At 38.3% G+C, this 16,899-nt stretch carries 14 protein-coding genes; 10 read left to right on the forward strand and 4 right to left on the reverse strand.

Features of this window, described 5'->3' with window-relative positions; all coding sequences use genetic code 11:
- Positions 1 to 82 precede the first annotated feature (82 nt).
- From ACF8GB_RS10370 to ACF8GB_RS10395, 6 genes are all read left to right on the forward strand, one after another.
- Positions 83 to 1,621: a tyrosine-type recombinase/integrase gene (locus ACF8GB_RS10370; protein WP_392526980.1), complete on the forward strand. Its 1,539-nt coding sequence runs from the start codon at positions 83 to 85 to the stop codon at positions 1,619 to 1,621.
- Between the two features lie 554 nt (positions 1,622 to 2,175).
- Complete coding sequence (locus ACF8GB_RS10375) at positions 2,176 to 2,460, forward strand: hypothetical protein (RefSeq protein ID WP_181073603.1); 285 nt, start codon at positions 2,176 to 2,178, stop codon at positions 2,458 to 2,460.
- A gap of 62 nt (positions 2,461 to 2,522) precedes the next feature.
- Positions 2,523 to 3,083 carry a hypothetical protein gene (locus ACF8GB_RS10380; protein WP_181073604.1) on the forward strand — a complete coding sequence of 187 codons (561 nt, stop codon included), beginning with the start codon at positions 2,523 to 2,525 and terminating at the stop codon, positions 3,081 to 3,083.
- A gap of 3 nt (positions 3,084 to 3,086) precedes the next feature.
- Positions 3,087 to 3,812 (forward strand): hypothetical protein, encoded by a 726-nt coding sequence (locus tag ACF8GB_RS10385; RefSeq protein ID WP_392526981.1) that lies wholly within the window; start codon positions 3,087 to 3,089, stop codon positions 3,810 to 3,812.
- Positions 3,813 to 3,991: 179 nt separating this feature from the next.
- On the forward strand, positions 3,992 to 4,393 hold the full coding sequence (locus ACF8GB_RS10390; RefSeq protein ID WP_212624144.1) for a hypothetical protein: 402 nt from the start codon (positions 3,992 to 3,994) through the stop codon (positions 4,391 to 4,393).
- A gap of 69 nt (positions 4,394 to 4,462) precedes the next feature.
- Positions 4,463 to 7,135 carry a hypothetical protein gene (locus tag ACF8GB_RS10395; RefSeq protein WP_392526983.1) on the forward strand — a complete coding sequence of 891 codons (2,673 nt, stop codon included), beginning with the start codon at positions 4,463 to 4,465 and terminating at the stop codon, positions 7,133 to 7,135.
- A gap of 75 nt (positions 7,136 to 7,210) precedes the next feature.
- On the opposite strand, the gene ACF8GB_RS10400 is transcribed toward ACF8GB_RS10395, so the two are convergent.
- The 4 genes from ACF8GB_RS10400 to ACF8GB_RS10415 all read right to left on the reverse strand — a co-directional run bounded on the left by ACF8GB_RS10400 (position 7,211) and on the right by ACF8GB_RS10415 (position 14,248).
- Positions 7,211 to 7,720, reverse strand: a complete 510-nt coding sequence (locus tag ACF8GB_RS10400; RefSeq protein ID WP_392526984.1) for a hypothetical protein — start codon at positions 7,718 to 7,720, stop codon at positions 7,211 to 7,213.
- A 1-nt stretch (position 7,721) separates the two neighbouring features.
- Positions 7,722 to 8,243: a hypothetical protein gene (locus tag ACF8GB_RS10405; protein ID WP_392526985.1), complete on the reverse strand. Its 522-nt coding sequence runs from the start codon at positions 8,241 to 8,243 to the stop codon at positions 7,722 to 7,724.
- A 671-nt stretch (positions 8,244 to 8,914) separates the two neighbouring features.
- The gene (locus ACF8GB_RS10410; RefSeq protein WP_392526986.1) at positions 8,915 to 11,479 is read right to left on the reverse strand and encodes a hypothetical protein; all 2,565 of its coding nucleotides are present in this window, start codon (positions 11,477 to 11,479) and stop codon (positions 8,915 to 8,917) included.
- Positions 11,480 to 11,548: 69 nt separating this feature from the next.
- Positions 11,549 to 14,248 (reverse strand): hypothetical protein, encoded by a 2,700-nt coding sequence (locus tag ACF8GB_RS10415; RefSeq protein WP_392526987.1) that lies wholly within the window; start codon positions 14,246 to 14,248, stop codon positions 11,549 to 11,551.
- Between the two features lie 107 nt (positions 14,249 to 14,355).
- Here ACF8GB_RS10415 and ACF8GB_RS10420 point away from each other — a divergent pair, with 107 nt between their 5' ends.
- From ACF8GB_RS10420 to ACF8GB_RS10435, 4 genes are all read left to right on the forward strand, one after another.
- Entirely contained in the window at positions 14,356 to 14,715 is a 360-nt protein-coding gene (locus tag ACF8GB_RS10420) for a hypothetical protein (RefSeq protein ID WP_392526989.1), read from the forward strand.
- A 575-nt stretch (positions 14,716 to 15,290) separates the two neighbouring features.
- The gene (locus ACF8GB_RS10425) at positions 15,291 to 15,650 is read left to right on the forward strand and encodes a hypothetical protein (protein WP_181073613.1); all 360 of its coding nucleotides are present in this window, start codon (positions 15,291 to 15,293) and stop codon (positions 15,648 to 15,650) included.
- A 12-nt stretch (positions 15,651 to 15,662) separates the two neighbouring features.
- Positions 15,663 to 16,070, forward strand: coding sequence for a hypothetical protein (locus tag ACF8GB_RS10430; protein ID WP_392526991.1), 408 nt, complete (start codon positions 15,663 to 15,665; stop codon positions 16,068 to 16,070).
- A 154-nt stretch (positions 16,071 to 16,224) separates the two neighbouring features.
- Positions 16,225 to 16,899 (forward strand): DNA adenine methylase (locus ACF8GB_RS10435; RefSeq protein WP_392526992.1); only part of this gene is annotated, 675 nt, incomplete at its 3' end.

The raw sequence follows: 16,899 nt of genomic DNA on the forward strand, positions 1-16,899 counted from the left end.
GCTGTTTGAACATGAAGCTTCCCGTGATGATCCACGTTAAATCAAGGGAGGCTTTTAAAAAAAACGTAAGAAGGCATCCAAAATGGCTGTGGATAATCTCAAGAACATAAATGGAACGTGGTATGTCCGCGTGGCTATCCCGGCTGAATTACGTTCTGCTTTTGGTGGTAAGACGGAATTTCTAAAAAGCCTTAAAACTGGGCGCAAAAGCGAAGCTATGGTGCTACGCACGAAAGACTTGCACGAATTCAAGAATCGCATAGCCAGTGAGCGCAGAAGGCTTGTCGTTGAGCAAGAAATGAGCAGCCTTTCCTTGCTGCCGTCTGCAGCCAGATTTGATGAATTGTTTGAAAGTCTTGAAGAAATCAAAGCTGGCTTGGCAGAGCAGAAGCAAGAACGTAAGAAAGATTTTGAAGAATCTGATTATGAAGACATTCATGCACTGAAAAAAATTGAAGGTCATCGAAATTTTCTAAATCATTTACTTCTTGAAAAACAGGCATTAGGAGAAGAACTGAACCCAGCACAAGCAGAGCTTTTGAATGAGCTAAATGAATTTGAAAAGCTGCCTAATAAATCCTTTAAAAAAGCAGAAGATCTGCTTGAAAAATTGGAAAAATCGAACGTATTAGGTTCTTTTTCTGGTTTGGTGAATAACGAAGAAGAAAAAGAACAGGTCAAAGCGTTGATTGCTGAGCCTGCCAAGGTCGTTAAAAAGCATCCTTTAAATGAAAAGAATTTCGTAGAATTTCACAAATATGAAGTGAAGCGAAAAGTAACGCTTAGGTCAATTGATAGGCATGTAAATCGGCTTAACATGCTGAAGGATTTTCTAGACAAGCAGAAATTTGAACTAGATTATGAATCTGTTCGTGTTTTCTTAGATTCGTTGGACTGTGCAGACAAAACAAAAACGCAATATCTATGCTCATTCAATGCGTTTTACAAATTTATGTTCAATGATGCGAATTTCAGGCAGAGATTCCCTGTCAATCCTTTCTTGAACCATGCAATCAACAAAGTTCGCCGTGGCGCTCGTAAGGAAGAGGTGCGTAAAGCATTCACAAAGGATCAAGTGAAAAGCCTGTATGACAATGCCGTGAGCCAGGGTAAATCTAAATTAGCTGATTTGATCCAGCTTGGTGCCTATACAAGGGCAAGGATTGAAGAAATTTGTCAGATAAAGGTTGAAGATCTGGTGATGGTTGATGATGTTTATTGCTTTGACATTAAACAATCGAAAACAAACGCTGGTGAAAGGCTCGTTCCTATCCATTCAAAGCTCTTGCCACTGGTTGAACGACTGAAGAGGAATTCCAAGGATGGATATTTGCTGAAAACCAATAGAGGTGGGAAATACGGCGTTAAGTCAAAGGAAATGAGTAGTGATTTCTCTGCCTTTAAAATTGCCCTTGGCTATTCAAAAGAGCTTGTGTTTCACTCGTTCAGACACACTATGGTAACTGAGCTTGAAAGGGCTGATATTAAGAATATCCTTGTAATGTCCATTGTTGGGCATGAAGTAGGTGGCTCGCTGTCAATGACTTTTGACAGATATAGTGAAGGCCCAACGCCAAAGGCGAAAAAAGAGGCAATAGAAAAAGTATTGTTCAACATTTAAATTTATAGAAAACACCCAAAGCTTAAAATAAAATTCAAGATGGCTGAAAATAACAAAGGGAAGATCCATCAGGGCTTTCCTTTTTTTGTTTCACCTTCGACGCTGCAAGCGTGAGTTCTTTTCAATTCAAAAAGGCTGGATCTATTATCAGCTTCTCTCTCAATGAGTTGACTTCGTAAGAAGCTTCAACGAATTAGACATACATACTCTTATCAATTTTCAGATAGCTGAATCTGCATTGGATTGAAGTAAACAATGATTTCTTATATTGCGCGCGCGTATAGACTTTTTGGTCTTGATTTTCGTGGCTTGCAGAGCAATACAACTACATGGTGATGTAGTTGGTTTTGAATATTTAAAAAATACAACTGCATGGTGATGTAGTTGGATAAGCCTTTTATGCCGGTATTCCGGTCCAAAATGAAAAACCAACTACATCGCCATGCAGTTGGTTTTTAATATTAAAATATTTTTGTCTACAGACCAGATTTTAGGTTTTTAAATGTTATAGTGAAATTACACAAATATAAATATCAATCTAAAGGGTAAATTTTATGAACAAATTCATAACTATCAGTAAAGATAATGAAAGCGAAAAGAAGCTGAGAGATTTAGTAAAGAAAAGCCCTACTGCGTTTGCTTTGCTAATGTATTTAAAAGCTAATACTGAACCAAATTTGAAAATTGAATATACCTACACGACTTTTTCGAGCATTAAAAAGTTCTTAGGTAGAGAAAGAGAAGCTACAAGAACTGCTATTAACATACTGCGCGACATGAAAATAGTTAAAAGCAGCGCAGTTACATATGAAGAATTAGAATTTGAAATCCTAATATGAATTTAGAAAACAAAAAACCGCTGCTGGGGAGTAACGGTCTTATAAAACAAATGGTGAGATAGTTGAAAAATCCATTCGATACAATTATCGTATCAAATGCTAAAAAGTTAGCAAGCGATAAAGATAAAAAAAATATGCCAAATCCAAAGATAAAAAGGAATCTGCTCTATACGCAAGTTATAGCAGATGCGCAAAAGTTTCTGTTTGCAATTGGAATTGTTGATATTTATGCAAGAACAATTTTTGAAATGGCGTGCTTTGCAATGAACAAAAATGGTGAATGTCAAACAACAATGGATGCACTTGATTCAGCATTGCGAATAAAAGACGCAAGGACAAGAACAAAATCCTTGAATCTATTGAGATACACAAAGCTTATAAAAACAGTGCCAGATAATAAAAATGGAACAATGACATTCATTGTGAATGCAAGAGCAGCTTCTAATACATCATATGCTTTGAGACTTTCTGATGCCTCATTTGCTGATCCTCTATATGAGCCTGCTTTGGATAGTGAAGGCTTTTTAAGAAAGGACTGGCAAGAGCAATACAGGGCTTATGAGGGCAATAGAGATAAGCTCAATGACAAATTGATGGACAAATTTTTTAAAACAACAGAGTAAATAATGAATGACATTAAACAAATAGAACAAAGATTCTACAAGCAGCTTGACACAATCAACGCGGATAAATACGAAATTCATTTGCACAAAGACAATCGCAAAACAGTTTTCGTAGCATGGAAGAATAAGCAGAAACTGAACTATTTAACAAGAGATGATATTAAAGATAATATAAAGGCACTTAAGGCTAAAAACCGTGATGGATACAGCATAACCATTTTGCCATACTCCAAATCATTTTACTTCATCGTAATCAATGATGTTACGTTGAAAGGGTTGTCTGATATGCAGTGCTTTAAATACAGACCTTGCCTGCGCACTGTGCTTAATTCATCTGAACTGCCAGCAAATCAGCTTCAACAAGTGGTTTTGAAAATCGAAAAAAATTCAAATCCAGAAGACGCATTTCACGTAAATTTTGCTACAAATAAGATGGCAAAGCGCTTTGGCACGTCACCTTACCTAGGGGTTCAGTCTCCAATTATCGCCGCTGGATTCAAGCACAAGAATGATTTTGTGACAATTGAAAGGGCTGCTTCAAGGATCTGTGAATACTTAACTGAAAGTATTGATAATTTCAGAAAGACGCTTTTGGAACAAAATTATAGAGCCAAAGCGCCAGTTAGATTTGATGGCCAATCCGATGAAGCCTATAAAGCTGAATACATTATCTACCTTTCTAAATTGTGTGGCGATAACGTGCAGTGGAAAAATATTAAAAATAACTGAAAAAAATATCAGCTTCGAGTTGCGTTTAGCTTTTCAAATGCTAATATGTATTTAGAAGGTATTTGTAGTTAGTGCTTTCTGATATAATGAAATAATATATTTGTTAGTGTAGAAAACCCTTTTCCTTAAATTTAGAAACCCTCATTGAAGGGTTTTTCTACGTCCAAAGGATTTCAGTCATGGGCACAAACTTATTTCTAAATCGCCATACAAAACTGCGTGAAGAATTTTCGATTGATACAGAGGATGCCATACATGATATTTTTCAGAATCTTGAAATCTTTCGTGATTACCTTTGTTCTGGTTCGGAAGAAAGAAAAGTGTTCGATGGCGAGTATGGCAGTAGCTTTGAGCGCGGTATAAAGCTACACATGATGATTTTAAATTATCTGGATTTGTGGCATTTAGAAGTAGATGAAGTCGCTTGGAAAAGCTATAAGGATACGTTAGAAACAAGACTGTTAGATGTGCATGAGAAATTCGCAGATCAGTTTTTAGCTGATGTTTGGTTTTACAATAAGTGGATTGCATTATCTATCGAAAAGTATACTGCAGAATGGCTTGAAGATTATTTACAATAATTTATTTTAGTGTCCATTTTCGAATATTGATTATGCTATAATTAGAGCATATAACAAATATTCATAACTATGCAAAACCAAAAAATAACAAAAATAGCGCTGATTCCAGCCGTTTCTCTCGTTTTCGCTTTATCTCCATTCTCAAAAGCTCACTCTTCTCTTATAGGAGAACAGTGGGAACAAACGTATTACACACCTACGAATTCAGGACTTATACCAGTGAGTTCAACGAAGGGTGAATTTTTTGACGACAAACAAATGAAATTAAATTATTGCATCGGTGAAAGAAGATATGAAGCCGATGTAGCATTTAAAAGATTCGTAATTCCAGCAACTGGGAATGTTGTCGTCAATTTAGACTCATATCTTTACGTTACGTTAGCAAATGGACAACTTCTTCAAGTTGCAAAATTTAAAAGAGACGATGGTAGTTTGAGCGATGTAAAAATATCTCCTGATGACGTAAAAGCCATAGGTGCGAGTTTAAATATTGAGCCTTTAGCAGACGGTGTTACGCGATTAAGTGAAAACTGCACATTACAACATTATGAAAAAACACCCGACATTCTTCCATATGCAGAAGAATTGTATGTAGAAGACTGCCCTGCAGGACAAACAATAAATGGCGAATTGAACGGTCTTGCTCAAAAAGTAGGATATATCCCCAGCTATTTCAGAAATGATGCTTCGCAACAAAAATTTTTTAAGTTCGCTAGTGATGATACATATTCGCCATACGATGCGGATACTTATAAAAAAACAGAAATATGGGGTAGGTCTGCCATAAACGAAAACGGATTTGTTAAGACATATGGCGGTTATTGGCTAGAAGGTTATGAGGGCGCATGTCAAACGCCACCAGTGCAACCAGAGGTCGAATATTTACAAGAAACAAGAAATTTAAATTGTGAAGCTGACGAAAGTGGCTATATCTCACAATATCGAACCTATGAAATGATAAATGGCGTCAGACAAAACGAATCAGAATGGATTACAGACTTCAATTCATGCACTAAAATAGCTGAGCCTGATTACTCTGTTCCATTACATTTCGATCATGACCAATATATCTACGAAGACTGCCCTGTAGGTCAAACAGTGGGTGGCTTCGACGGTGGCTCTATACAAAGACAAGGGCGTGTTGAAATTTGGTCAGAAACTGATAAAAAAGGCGAAATCACTTATTCAATAAAGAATTTAGCAAGCGGCGCTTTTACTCCAATCAATCTTGACGATTACAGAATATCAGAACCGCCATTTTTCAAAATGCCGTCTTCTTTCATGTATGATTTTAATGGAATCTGGACTCCAGGCTTTGAGTCTGCGTGTAAAGTTCCAGTAACATACACATACGAATACCAAACGAGAAATACAGATTGCGCGGCAGGGCAGGTAGGGCAAATTACAGAGCAAAGGATGATTAGGAAAGGCTCTGACAGTAGCGAATTTACGATGATCGATTGGTATACGGTCATGAATTCTTGTCAGACCCCACCGCCTCCAAAGCCTCAACCAGAGCCTGAGCCTGAGCCAGAGCCTGTATTGCAGGACGTGACAGCTAACGTCTTTGTAACGTGTCCAGACGGGCAGACAGTAGGGTCCAAGGTCAACGGCGAGACCGTGCGTAAAGGCACTATACCGCTCCTTTTCAATGGCTCTAGCTATGCCATTGAATATTACGGCTACTACATACCGATCCCAGTATCGAAGGCTGCTGACGGCTCTGTCTTCATAGACGATTTCACTGAAGCTGACGTTGATGACTTTGGCGGTGTTTGGTCAAAAGGCAGCGAAGAAGCTTGCGGTGTGCCAGTTGCTTTCCAACAGTTGACTGACTGGAAAACGGAAACTGTAGCTTGTCAGGAAGGGCAGGCTGGGCATATCAAGTATGATTTCAACAGAACGTGGGAATACGACGCCGTTAACGATGTAATAAGGAATGACAGTGGTTGGATTTCCTCTGTAAAAGAAAATACTTGTAAAACTCTTGAAGATGCTTTGCTTGAAGAAGAGGAAGTGACAAAATCTGAGCAATGCCCATCTGGTCAGTTTGGATCAATCACAGTCAAAGGTAAAAATGTTACATACGGCTTATCTGGAACAAAATTCATTGAGACAGACCGAGTAAACAACTGTGTAGCTGAATTAGATCAGTTCTCACAAGAAACAAGAGAAAGGGAATGCCCTGATGGTCAAATTGGTTCGATCTCAGAATACAAAATTAAAGCGACAAATAATGAAGGTGTAGAGTCGTATCCATACGGCGATAAATGGTTGCAAGCTAGTAACACATGTGCAAATCAAGTATCTGCTGATGAAGAGTTGTCTAACACTGATAACAGACCTAAAGGGCTTTTATCCAGTCAAACAATAAAAGCCTCGGATGATTCAAGCTTAGATAAATTATTAAATTATTTAAATGTTGTCCAAGACGTTGATCTGTCTGCTGATTACAAATTATATATTCTTATTGATAAATTAGATAATCTAAACATCGGGAAAATCGAAGCAGTAGCAAGTAAATGGGAAAAAGTTTCTGGTGGAATCGTTATTCTGAGTGACGCGCCTCGTTTTGCCAGAAGCTACATAGGATTTGGTGGTATCACAAAAAGCAACGTAGATGATTTCGTAGTGGTAAGCGCAGATTATCAAAATGGAAATATCAAAGTAGTGGTGAAAGAGATCAGAAATATAAGCTCAGGAAAGCCAATAGTATTTAATGTGCCATTTGCAAAAATTTAACCGTATAATAAAATTAACTCCCACGAGGGAGTTTTTTTTGGCTCTAATTTTTATAGGTGAAAAATGAAAGGTGATCTAATAGCTTTGAAGAAATCTCACGGCAGATTCTTCAAGCGTTTCAGTTCGACGCAAATAAACAGGGAAATCCATGTTATGAATGTGATTTTCCAGATAATTGAAGACAAGACTGTTGAAGGAAAGGACAAATTGCGAATCAAGATCAGATTCAAAGATTGAGTGCAGATTGTGCGAGTTGACCATACCGCTGAGCATTTCGTCTGCTGTCTTAGCGTAGATTGGCCCTTCGTCGTAGTAGTTGAACAGGGATATGCGGGCTTCTGAGCGCCCTAACAGCACAAGGTCATAGGTCTTGTTGACATAGCTGAGGACTCCCACAGGAACGCAGATATAGCGCAGTCTTTGTTGGGGATCGCCATACAGCCCAAGGCGCTGAATGATCTCTTGCATGGTTGGCCTTGAGACGTGGTTCTGCATCGAGTAGACACGGCGCTGAACGCTTGAAGTGTCTGTGGCAAGCGTAAAGTAGTCGTGTGAGTCTGGATTTGAGGGTGATGTGAATTCCATATCAATACTCCAAGAGCTGAAATTGCGTCACACTGTCTTCAAAATTCTCGTCAGTAAAAAAAGATTCGAAACTAGTGTATTGATGCGAATTTTGAAAATACATCTGAAAGCAAACGTCAAGATTTACGTCTATGGATTCAAAATAGAGGTCATGAAGAGGTGTGTATTGTGTGAGACAGTGCAACGTGTAGATCCCCGCGCCTGCTCTACCAGTGCTATTTACACAGTCTTGAATAATCATGGATAAGGGAAGCGATTGAGGATTTTCTTGATATTTGACTAGAAAATATCTGATTTGGTCGTTTTCAGGGGTAAGCGTGGTGAAAAGGTATTGATCATTTATTATTGGTGATTTGATATTTTTAAATCTTATATCAAATCGAACGCTTAGTGTTTGTTGCGCCTCGACCGATAAACCAATCTTATAAAAATGGCTAGGCTCAAAATTGACTTTGTATTTTCTGTATTTTGGTTCTGGTTCTTTATTGTGAATTTCTAAATCGACGTAGTAGATGGTTTGCATAAAATATTTATTTGTTTAATGCAATTATAGCATTTTATAGCTTGCGAATTTGAATTAACATGATAATATATTTAAAGAAGCTTAAACTTCTGATTCATAGTAAAAATTAGATTTGTTATATGTAGAAAAACCCCTCTTGGGGTTTTTTTATTTACCAAATATTCGCATCTGTCGAGCCTTGGCTCTTGTGAAAGAAAAGCTTTGCGCTGAATAGCAACATGAAACGCACAGAAAGATAACCAAGCCTGAAATAATATGGAGGGATGTAAAATTCTCAATAATTGCATATCCATGCAATTGGCTTGAAAGCCAACATGCGAAAATGGTTAGTTGAATGGCTACAGAAAATAAAGCCCAGACATTAGGCCAAAAGGAAAAGCCTTGAAAATAGATATTCTCTGGTTGCTTTGAAACTAATTTGTGCGTGTGATATAGAACCATTGGATAAAAAATTGCGCAGAAACAATTAAGAACTATGTATTTATAGATATTTACCATTAAATACCATTCTTTAAGTCCTGGGTAAATATACTGGTCGCAAATTAGCTGTTTCTGTTCATCTGTGAAATTTCTGATTTCCTCTGATGTGAAATGTCGTGTCATGATAATATAGTTTGTTATATGCTAATTATAGCATGATCTATATTGGAAAAGCGGCCTAAGCCGCTATCTTATATCAGCGTTTTGTTAGTTGATAATTCAATCTCTTTGTAAACTTTATCGTCCCTGGATTCACCTAAAAGGATTATTCTAACGAATACAGATTTAGTCGAGAGTTTTATTAAATTACCATAAAGCTGTAGCAAGAATAGAACGTAAACCGTAGCGCCTATCAGATATGTGAATATACTTGAAAAATCTGTGATCTGAGGCGTTTTTCCATTCAAGGTCATCATTGATGAATAATCAACGACTTGATAAACGGCTAATGTGTCTATGAATCTGAGTGAAAAGGTGATTAGGATTGGATAGGTAAATGCACCTAATACAGATACTGCTAGCAAGCCCAACGGTGAATAAAAGTTTGTTTCATCATGAATATTGCCATGCCTTAGCGCACTGAAGAAAGCGCCAATTAGCGTGATGCTACTGAAAATTATGAATATGTAGAGAATATGAATTGCAAGGAAGCCTAAAACCACTATAAACGGAATAGCTGTCATCATCAAAAAGCCTATTCCTAGTAGCGCAACAGCAATACCTTGCACAAACATTTCAAACTGTGGATTAGCATATGCCACGGCTAGTAACGCCACGTCTTCATTTGTCAAATTTGCACCATAAGGAGAGAAATTATCTTCAATAGCTTCCTTGGCTAAGAATGTGCCAGTCAACTTTGCTAAGAAGACAGGAACGCCAAATCCGCTTGTTCCATCAAGCACATCTTTGACAGTTGTTCTTACTGCTGCTGTCTGTAAAGTCTTTTGAGCAGGGTTCCTGTTCATTAAGGAATTGAGCTTTAATCCGGTCCAGGTTGTTAATCCGAGGGTTGTTAAATTCTGTCCAGTTCTCGCAATGGTATTTGTAACGTTGCTACAGAATCGGCCATTTGGACGGTTTGCGTCATTTGGATGCGCAAGACAGTCAAAGAAATAATCTAATCCAAAAATCCCGTCAGAGTCATGTGTGAACATTTTCATGAGGCTGTTTTCGAAATTACCTGAATAATCAAATGTCGATAGCTTATTGATTGGAGCATCGTTTATCCAATCAACGTTATAATTTGTGAATCCGTGTTTGACTTTTATTGTGAATGCCAAATCACCTGTCCTATCATCGTAAGACGCTGATTCTGTGTTGTTCATTGAGGCTTCAACAGAAAGTGAATCTAAAAACAAATGGGAATTTAGAGTCCAAGAATTTGTTTGATAATATTCTTTGAAAAATTTATTGATGAACGTAACCATATTGGGGTTTTTCAAAGCATTGTCATTTGCTAGATAATTGTAATAGCCAAGCGCCTGACCGCATGTCGTTGTAGATGAAGACTCGGCGCACATGGTTTGAACGCAATTTTTAAGGTTCTCATTGACTGTCATTGAACTGTCAAAGTAGCTTGTCCCCCCATCCACATTACTGCATAGCTGCACAGAACGAGTCATTGAGGCTGTGGGCATCTCTACGCCGGGATAACGGGCCGCAATCCATGTAGCGTCCTCGCCAATCATTCTTGCTGAGGCGTCTGAGTAGTCGCTGATAGCGCCCTGATCGAGTCCTGCAAGGTTGTATGAGGCTTCATTGCCACGTTCCAGATTCGCCGCATCGAAGGTCGTAATATCAGTGTTTGGCAAGGGTTCGCCACGTTTGGCTATGGCTGTGCCTACGGCCACGCCACGGCTAAAAATCGTGTTCAGGTAGCTCTCAAAGGTCTTGTTAGTAACGGCTTTATAATCGACTCCAGCGGCCTTACCAATCGCTATCAGTGATGGATCGATAGACGCTGAAATGTCGAGCAGGCACCCGTCTAGCTGCTTAGTAGCCCTGTATGAGCTTGTCTGTTCGTTGTAGTAGACGTTTACATCTATCTCGTCAGAAGCTTGAACAGTAGAAATGCAAGATCCGAACTGGATAGCGTTCAGCGCTTGCTGGTAGCCTTTATTCGTTGGATTGAGCAAATTAACAGAAGCATAAGGGGTTTGACGCAATTGACTCTGTTTGAAAAAATAATATTCTGATCCATTCTGAACAACTGAATACCCTGCTGTCATAATGAACGTGTATAAATTCATTTTATTATTGTAATCAAAAGACTCAAATCCGGTCTGATTAGTGGTTTTGGTTGGAATCAAAGGCACTAACAGAATGCCAAGGCTTGCTAGGATTAACACCATCATTGAAGCTTGGTCTTTATTTTCCTCATACCCAGTCATTTTTGCGATGTGAAACGCTCTACCAATGTGCGGGATAATATACATAACTAACGGCACTGTAATGGCTGAAATAATGCTAAGCACTATCAAAAAGATTGTTTTCAATCCGCTATTGTATATGTTGTTTGTGTCTACACATTCGTATTGCGAGTCTTCATGAAAGAATAGTTTTATTCTTGCGGCCTGGGCAATATTACAGCCAAATAAAGCTTCGACTGGTGAAGACTGCATAGATACAGCTTTTTGTTTTTGATTGAGTGTTGCCTCATGATCTGCCAGAGAAGAATTATGGACAGTATCCGCAACATCAGCAAAGGCTTGCATTGAAAATACAAGCAAAGCTGAAATTATGAATTTTTTAAACATTGATAAATTAGATTTGTTTAGTGCTATTATAGCACGACACTAAACGTATCTTTGGTGATAACGTATAAATTATCTAGATTTCTTGAAGCTATATGTTAGCGTTACTAACAATCTAGATATGCCTAATGTGAATATATGAATAGCAAATAAGAAACCTTCGATTGTGCTTAGAATCAATTCTGAGAACAAGAAATCTTGTTTATAGTGCTTCAAGAATTTACTAATTTGAGCTAACGTCGCATAAAGCACTGCCATTTGAACGACATACATAGCGAGTATTAGTGTTGCTATGCTTCCTGTTGTTGTTCCTATCACGCCAGTTGTCTGCCCTAAAGCATCTGTAAAATTCACTGTAACGACTGGATAAATGGCTTTCATCGCTATATCAGTAATATGGAAATTTACTATAAATAAAAGCAAGATGATTGGCTGTAAGCAAAGATTTACCATTATCAGAGAAATGTAGTTTCTGCCAAGCGCCCAAAAGCTTTGAGTAGTATGTAGAAACACGGCTCTATACATCAAGAATGTCACGAATAGAGTCATTACAAATGAGTAGTAATCTGTAAACACAGTAAGCATCAGAAATGGCAATTTAGCAAGCACTGGCAACACATAGGCAAATGCAGCACCAAGCGCAATCAAATAGCCCATTAGCGGTATGACTAGGTTTGCTATATAAGTAAAAAAGCCTGAGAAAGAAGATAAAGCCCCCGCATTTTTCTTTCCTTTTACCTTTTTAGAATCTCCTACCTTGGCCGTTTCTTTCGTCGTTTTAGCGCTCTTAGCATTTACATATTTATCAGCTAATGAGCCTACGACTGTTCCTGCTAATACTGTAACGATTCCTTTTTCACCAATATGGATTAACTGCTCCCCATACATCGCTATCCCTGTTTGGGCTGACGTAGATGATTGCGCTATTCTGCCCAAGGAAATATTGACGCTTTCTAATTGGAGGCTATTGGCGTTTTCGAAATTTCTGTTTTGCACTGCTTGAGCGTTATTGCTTACAAAGCTTGTTTGCAACAGGGTTTGAGAATCAGCTACTGGAATAGCGCCAGAGGATTGGTAATCCACCGTCATGAAATTCTTCATGTAATTGTTGATTTGCAGTGGATATGAAGCTTCATCAAAATTTCTATTATTCTTTAGCCACTCTGAACGAATATATGAATCAGTGGCAGTCACGTCAAACAAGGTGTAGAAAGGCTTATTGTTAAATCTTGATAAGAAATCCTCTGTAAAAGCCGTTCTGTCAAGGATATTTGCTAATCGTTGAATGAAACAATAAACACCACACTGTAAGACTTGTTTCATTTCTTCATCAAGATCTGGACTGGCAATTGAATTCCTTAATGCTGTATTTATAGTTATCATCTTTGTGTAAAGATCAGTTCTTATTGCGTTTATTTCCTCTGCAACAATTTTCTGTGAGTCTTCAACCTTTCCGTTGCCCGCAACGGTCCAATCTTTGTTAAGGCAAAATGGCGAGCCGGTTCTATTTTTTAAATATGATTCGCTCGCAAGACGTGCAGATGGGTTTTCAGCACAAGCGCCTTCGATGACTGCATACGCTAGCCTGTCGAAACGTCCATCACTCGCAAGCTCTACAATGTAATGCTTTAACCAATTCGAACGCACATCATAAAAATATTTAGTAACTGCTGAATTTAGAACTGTTTCGTTTGTGCCTTTACCTTCTCCACGATCTTTAATTACGATGCGAAGGTCACGCTTCAAAGATTCCGCTTGGCTTATTAGCTTCGATGATTCAATATTATAATGTGTGCCATATTTGGAGTCATAAGAGATTTCTTTCAGGTATGAATCAATATCCGCACCAGCGCCCCCTGATTTGAAAACCTCAATCCCGCCAAGTCTGAATAATTCCTCAGTTGGTCTTTCGGGATTTTTCTTTATGAATTCGATTTTAGTATCATCTGCAACTATTACGTCTTTGAAATCATCATATAGTTTGTAGTTGTTTTTGTTGAGTGGATTAAATTCAAAATTGTAGAGATTGCTGTTTATTTTAAGAAGAACAACCTTCTGAACCATGCTGTATGTGATGGCTGACGCCCTAGACATGGTGGCTCCGTTTTCATAGAAACTGTCTGCCACTGGCGTTGTTTCTTTTAAATATTCTAACTCGCCGCGTTGTCTAGTCGCCATATAGTTTTGGATTATTATTTGTTGCAGCCTTGGGGTTAGGTTTACAGGGGCAAATGTTATAGTTTGAGCAATCGACATTCCGCCTACCAAGCCTGGGATTAAAACCACCACGAAGCCGAGCATCAAATAGATGGTTTTCATATCGTATTTGGCAGGCTGGTCATTTTCTACTCTATCAGCTTCTTTTATATTAAATTCGCCCCTTATCATGGCTTTCACAGTTTGAATGATAAAGAGAATGAACATTGCCCAGCCGATAAACTGTGCTAGTTTCCAGACATAAGCATTAGTCACGTTGACCCAATTTTGGTTATCTACGTCTTGCGCTTTTTGTTGTTCATTTTTCAATGATTCAACATTGTCTTTAAATTCCTGGCTAAAAGTTATAAGCCCGAAGTCGCCAAAAAATGATGATCTGGTTTGTATTGATTTGTTTTGAGGACAGACCATTGAAGAAAAACCGTCTATGTCTTTGCTTTGGTCTAGATAGCCACAATATTCAATTGATTTATCAGTGCCTGCAAATGTTTGTGGTGATATAATGCACGCCAGAAACACAAGCATAAACGCTGAAATGTTTTTTGTTAGATTCATGAAATATTAGTTTTGTTTAAACCAATTATAGCATTTGCTTAATACTGAAAAGGGCTTTAGCGAAAATTTGTTAGTCCGTTTTTTATCTATATAAACAAGGAAGATTTATGAAAAAGATTGTGCTCGTCCTCGGTGCGTGTGGAGTTGCCACAAGCGCTTTGGCTGTTCAGTTGCAGTGGTATCGCGTCGAAGCTACGAAGCAACAGATAGCGTATGCGAAAGACAAAGCCAGCTATGACCTGCTCGATCCGCAGGCTGCGCAGTTCCGCAACCTCTACGCTGTGTCGAGTGGGAACGGGCATGACTACGTATGCGGTCAGATTAATGCTAAGAACTCATATGGAGCTTACACAGGGTTCAAAGCCTTCTATGTGGATAGCATCGGCAACGTCCAGCTAGACACGCCAGACAACCAATTGGGGGATATTGTCCCGTCGATCTGCAACAAGCCCCGCAAGGGCCAGTGACGGCACTGTGTGGTGGCTGGGTGAGCTGGCCTACCTCTGCGCCCTTTGATTCGCTTAGTGGGCTACAGCCTCCTTCTGATGACAAAGACGGTTGCTTGCCGAACCATCGACGTAAGGGCAGAGAAGGGGGGCAAGAAAAACACGACCGTTCGTCGGCTTTGGCTTGCTTAATATTGATCATTTTTTGATCTAGAAATGGGTGCTTGGAAATATCGAAAAGATATTTCAGTCAAAAACCTTCAATTCGAAATTAAAGATAGCGCTGGAGGCCGCATGCCTGAAGGGTTTGCGGCTTTTTTGCGTCTGATCAAAAATTGAACAGTCAACGCAAAACCATGAGTTAGAAATTCATGATTTTTTTCTAAGTTATCTTTGCAATTTTCAGCTTATTGACATTAAAAAAAGAAATGATAATGTTTGTTCCATCGAAACGCAGACAACGAATTTCGATCCTCAATATCGCATTGGCAATTGGGCCATTTATTAAAATCAGTTTCGACACTGAATGCGATACTCAAAGTCTTAACGAGACTTTCAAATCAGCAATAGTGCTGATTAGCGCATGAATCAATATCATGACTATTCAAAAATTCATCGACACTCTGGATGCTGAAGATTTTCTATCTGTTGGTCTTTTGTGTGTTGATATGCAGCTAGAAAACAAATCCTGCGATGACTTTGCAAAAGATGACGATGAGTCTTCTAAATTATATACATTTTCGAATAACGATAAACCAGAATTTGCAATTGAAAAAACAGATTCCTCATGTCTAGAATTGATCTTTGCTGGAAAAAATGCCTTGCAGTTTTACAAGATTATTGAAGTTCACTTTTCTGATGAGCTTAATTGTTTTGCACTACGAACGGTTATCAAAAAAAACAAAAGCTGGAAAGAAGTCAATTTTCTTATTCAGTTTTTTTCATTGTTAAAATAAAGAGGTAATAAGATGATCGAGTTGAAAGATTTTTTCCAACAAGAATTTAAGCACATTCGCATGATTGATGATCACAAAGAATGGCGTCTTCATGAGACTCCTTCTTATCTACCATGTGAATATTTTAATCACAAAAAATGGTGTTGGGATTACGAACATTTTGGATTTGTGCGCCACCTGAATGACGAGTGGTATGCAGGATTTTCAATTGTAATGGCACCTCATTGTTTTGAGCTTCGTCTGATAGAAAGACAGTGTTTCAACTTTGATAAAGATCCAGAGCGTCATTACGATGAATTATTCAGACTTGAAAAGTATGAGATTCAGGAATTTGAGGATCATTATATTCTGTCATTTTATGAAGGTGGTGAATTCGCAAATGGTAACGAAGTATTGAGATTTAAAATGACCAAAAAATAATATTAGGTGAATTGTAATATAGCAAAATCTTGCTTCTTTCTTTGCATCGCCAATCGGGGCGTTTTAATCAGTTTCGATACTGAATGCAAAACCCAAGATCTGAAATTGATGATCTTTCTCTCCGTAATTTTGCGGGAGGTAGCTGTCATGACTGATGAACTACTTGGGAAGCAAAGCAAAACTAATTACTTTTATTGATTCTGTTGTATCGATTTGTGAAAGCAAAATTGATAAGAAGCGAAAATTAAAATTCACTGATCTGTTTGCTGGTTCGGGCAAGGTCAGTGAGTTTTATAAAAATAGATTTGATGTAACAGCGAACGATGTTGAATTCTATTCGTTTGTTACCCTTAAAAACATTCTTGAAAATGATTCGTCTGTTGCTCGTTCAGTAGATGGTTATTTGAATTTCATGAACAAGTGTTTGGGTAAGGTAGGTTTCATTACTGAAAGCTATTCGCCTATGGGTAATCGTCTGTTCTTTACAGAAGAAAATGCACGCATCATTGATGAAGCCGTGGACTACGTTTATGAAATGCGCCAACTGTGTCTTCTGGACGAAAATCAATTTTACTACCTGCTTGGTTGTATTTTAGAAGCTGTGGATAAGGTTAGTAACACTGTTGGGCATTATACAGCTTATTTAAAGCACGTTACGCCACAAGCTTCAAAGCGTATTCAGTTCGAGCATATTGGTTTGAGCGAGCTTAAAAATCGTAGGAATAATGTCATTAGCACTGATGCGAATGATGCTATGGGCGTGGTGAAAGGAGATATTCTGTATCTCGATCCTCCCTATACGTTCAATTACAGCAATTTCTATTCTCTT

It is taken from the genome of Pseudomonas sp. xss_4, from assembly GCF_043104125.1.
GTDB lineage: Bacteria > Pseudomonadota > Gammaproteobacteria > Pseudomonadales > Pseudomonadaceae > Aquipseudomonas > Aquipseudomonas parafulva_B.

Excerpts from the sequence above, each read along its gene's own strand:
- ACF8GB_RS10375 (WP_181073603.1), top strand. The coding sequence starts at position 2,176 with ATGAACAAATTCATAACTATCAGTAAAGATAATGAAAGCGAAAAGAAG.
- ACF8GB_RS10385 (WP_392526981.1), top strand. The coding sequence starts at position 3,087 with ATGAATGACATTAAACAAATAGAACAAAGATTCTACAAGCAGCTTGAC.
- ACF8GB_RS10400 (WP_392526984.1), bottom strand. The coding sequence starts at position 7,720 with ATGGAATTCACATCACCCTCAAATCCAGACTCACACGACTACTTTACG.
- ACF8GB_RS10395 (WP_392526983.1), top strand. The coding sequence starts at position 4,463 with ATGCAAAACCAAAAAATAACAAAAATAGCGCTGATTCCAGCCGTTTCT.
- ACF8GB_RS10390 (WP_212624144.1), top strand. The coding sequence starts at position 3,992 with ATGGGCACAAACTTATTTCTAAATCGCCATACAAAACTGCGTGAAGAA.
- ACF8GB_RS10405 (WP_392526985.1), bottom strand. The coding sequence starts at position 8,243 with ATGCAAACCATCTACTACGTCGATTTAGAAATTCACAATAAAGAACCA.
- ACF8GB_RS10410 (WP_392526986.1), bottom strand. The coding sequence starts at position 11,479 with ATGTTTAAAAAATTCATAATTTCAGCTTTGCTTGTATTTTCAATGCAA.
- ACF8GB_RS10420 (WP_392526989.1), top strand. The coding sequence starts at position 14,356 with ATGAAAAAGATTGTGCTCGTCCTCGGTGCGTGTGGAGTTGCCACAAGC.
- ACF8GB_RS10370 (WP_392526980.1), top strand. The coding sequence starts at position 83 with ATGGCTGTGGATAATCTCAAGAACATAAATGGAACGTGGTATGTCCGC.
- ACF8GB_RS10430 (WP_392526991.1), top strand. The coding sequence starts at position 15,663 with ATGATCGAGTTGAAAGATTTTTTCCAACAAGAATTTAAGCACATTCGC.
- ACF8GB_RS10425 (WP_181073613.1), top strand. The coding sequence starts at position 15,291 with ATGACTATTCAAAAATTCATCGACACTCTGGATGCTGAAGATTTTCTA.
- ACF8GB_RS10415 (WP_392526987.1), bottom strand. The coding sequence starts at position 14,248 with ATGAATCTAACAAAAAACATTTCAGCGTTTATGCTTGTGTTTCTGGCG.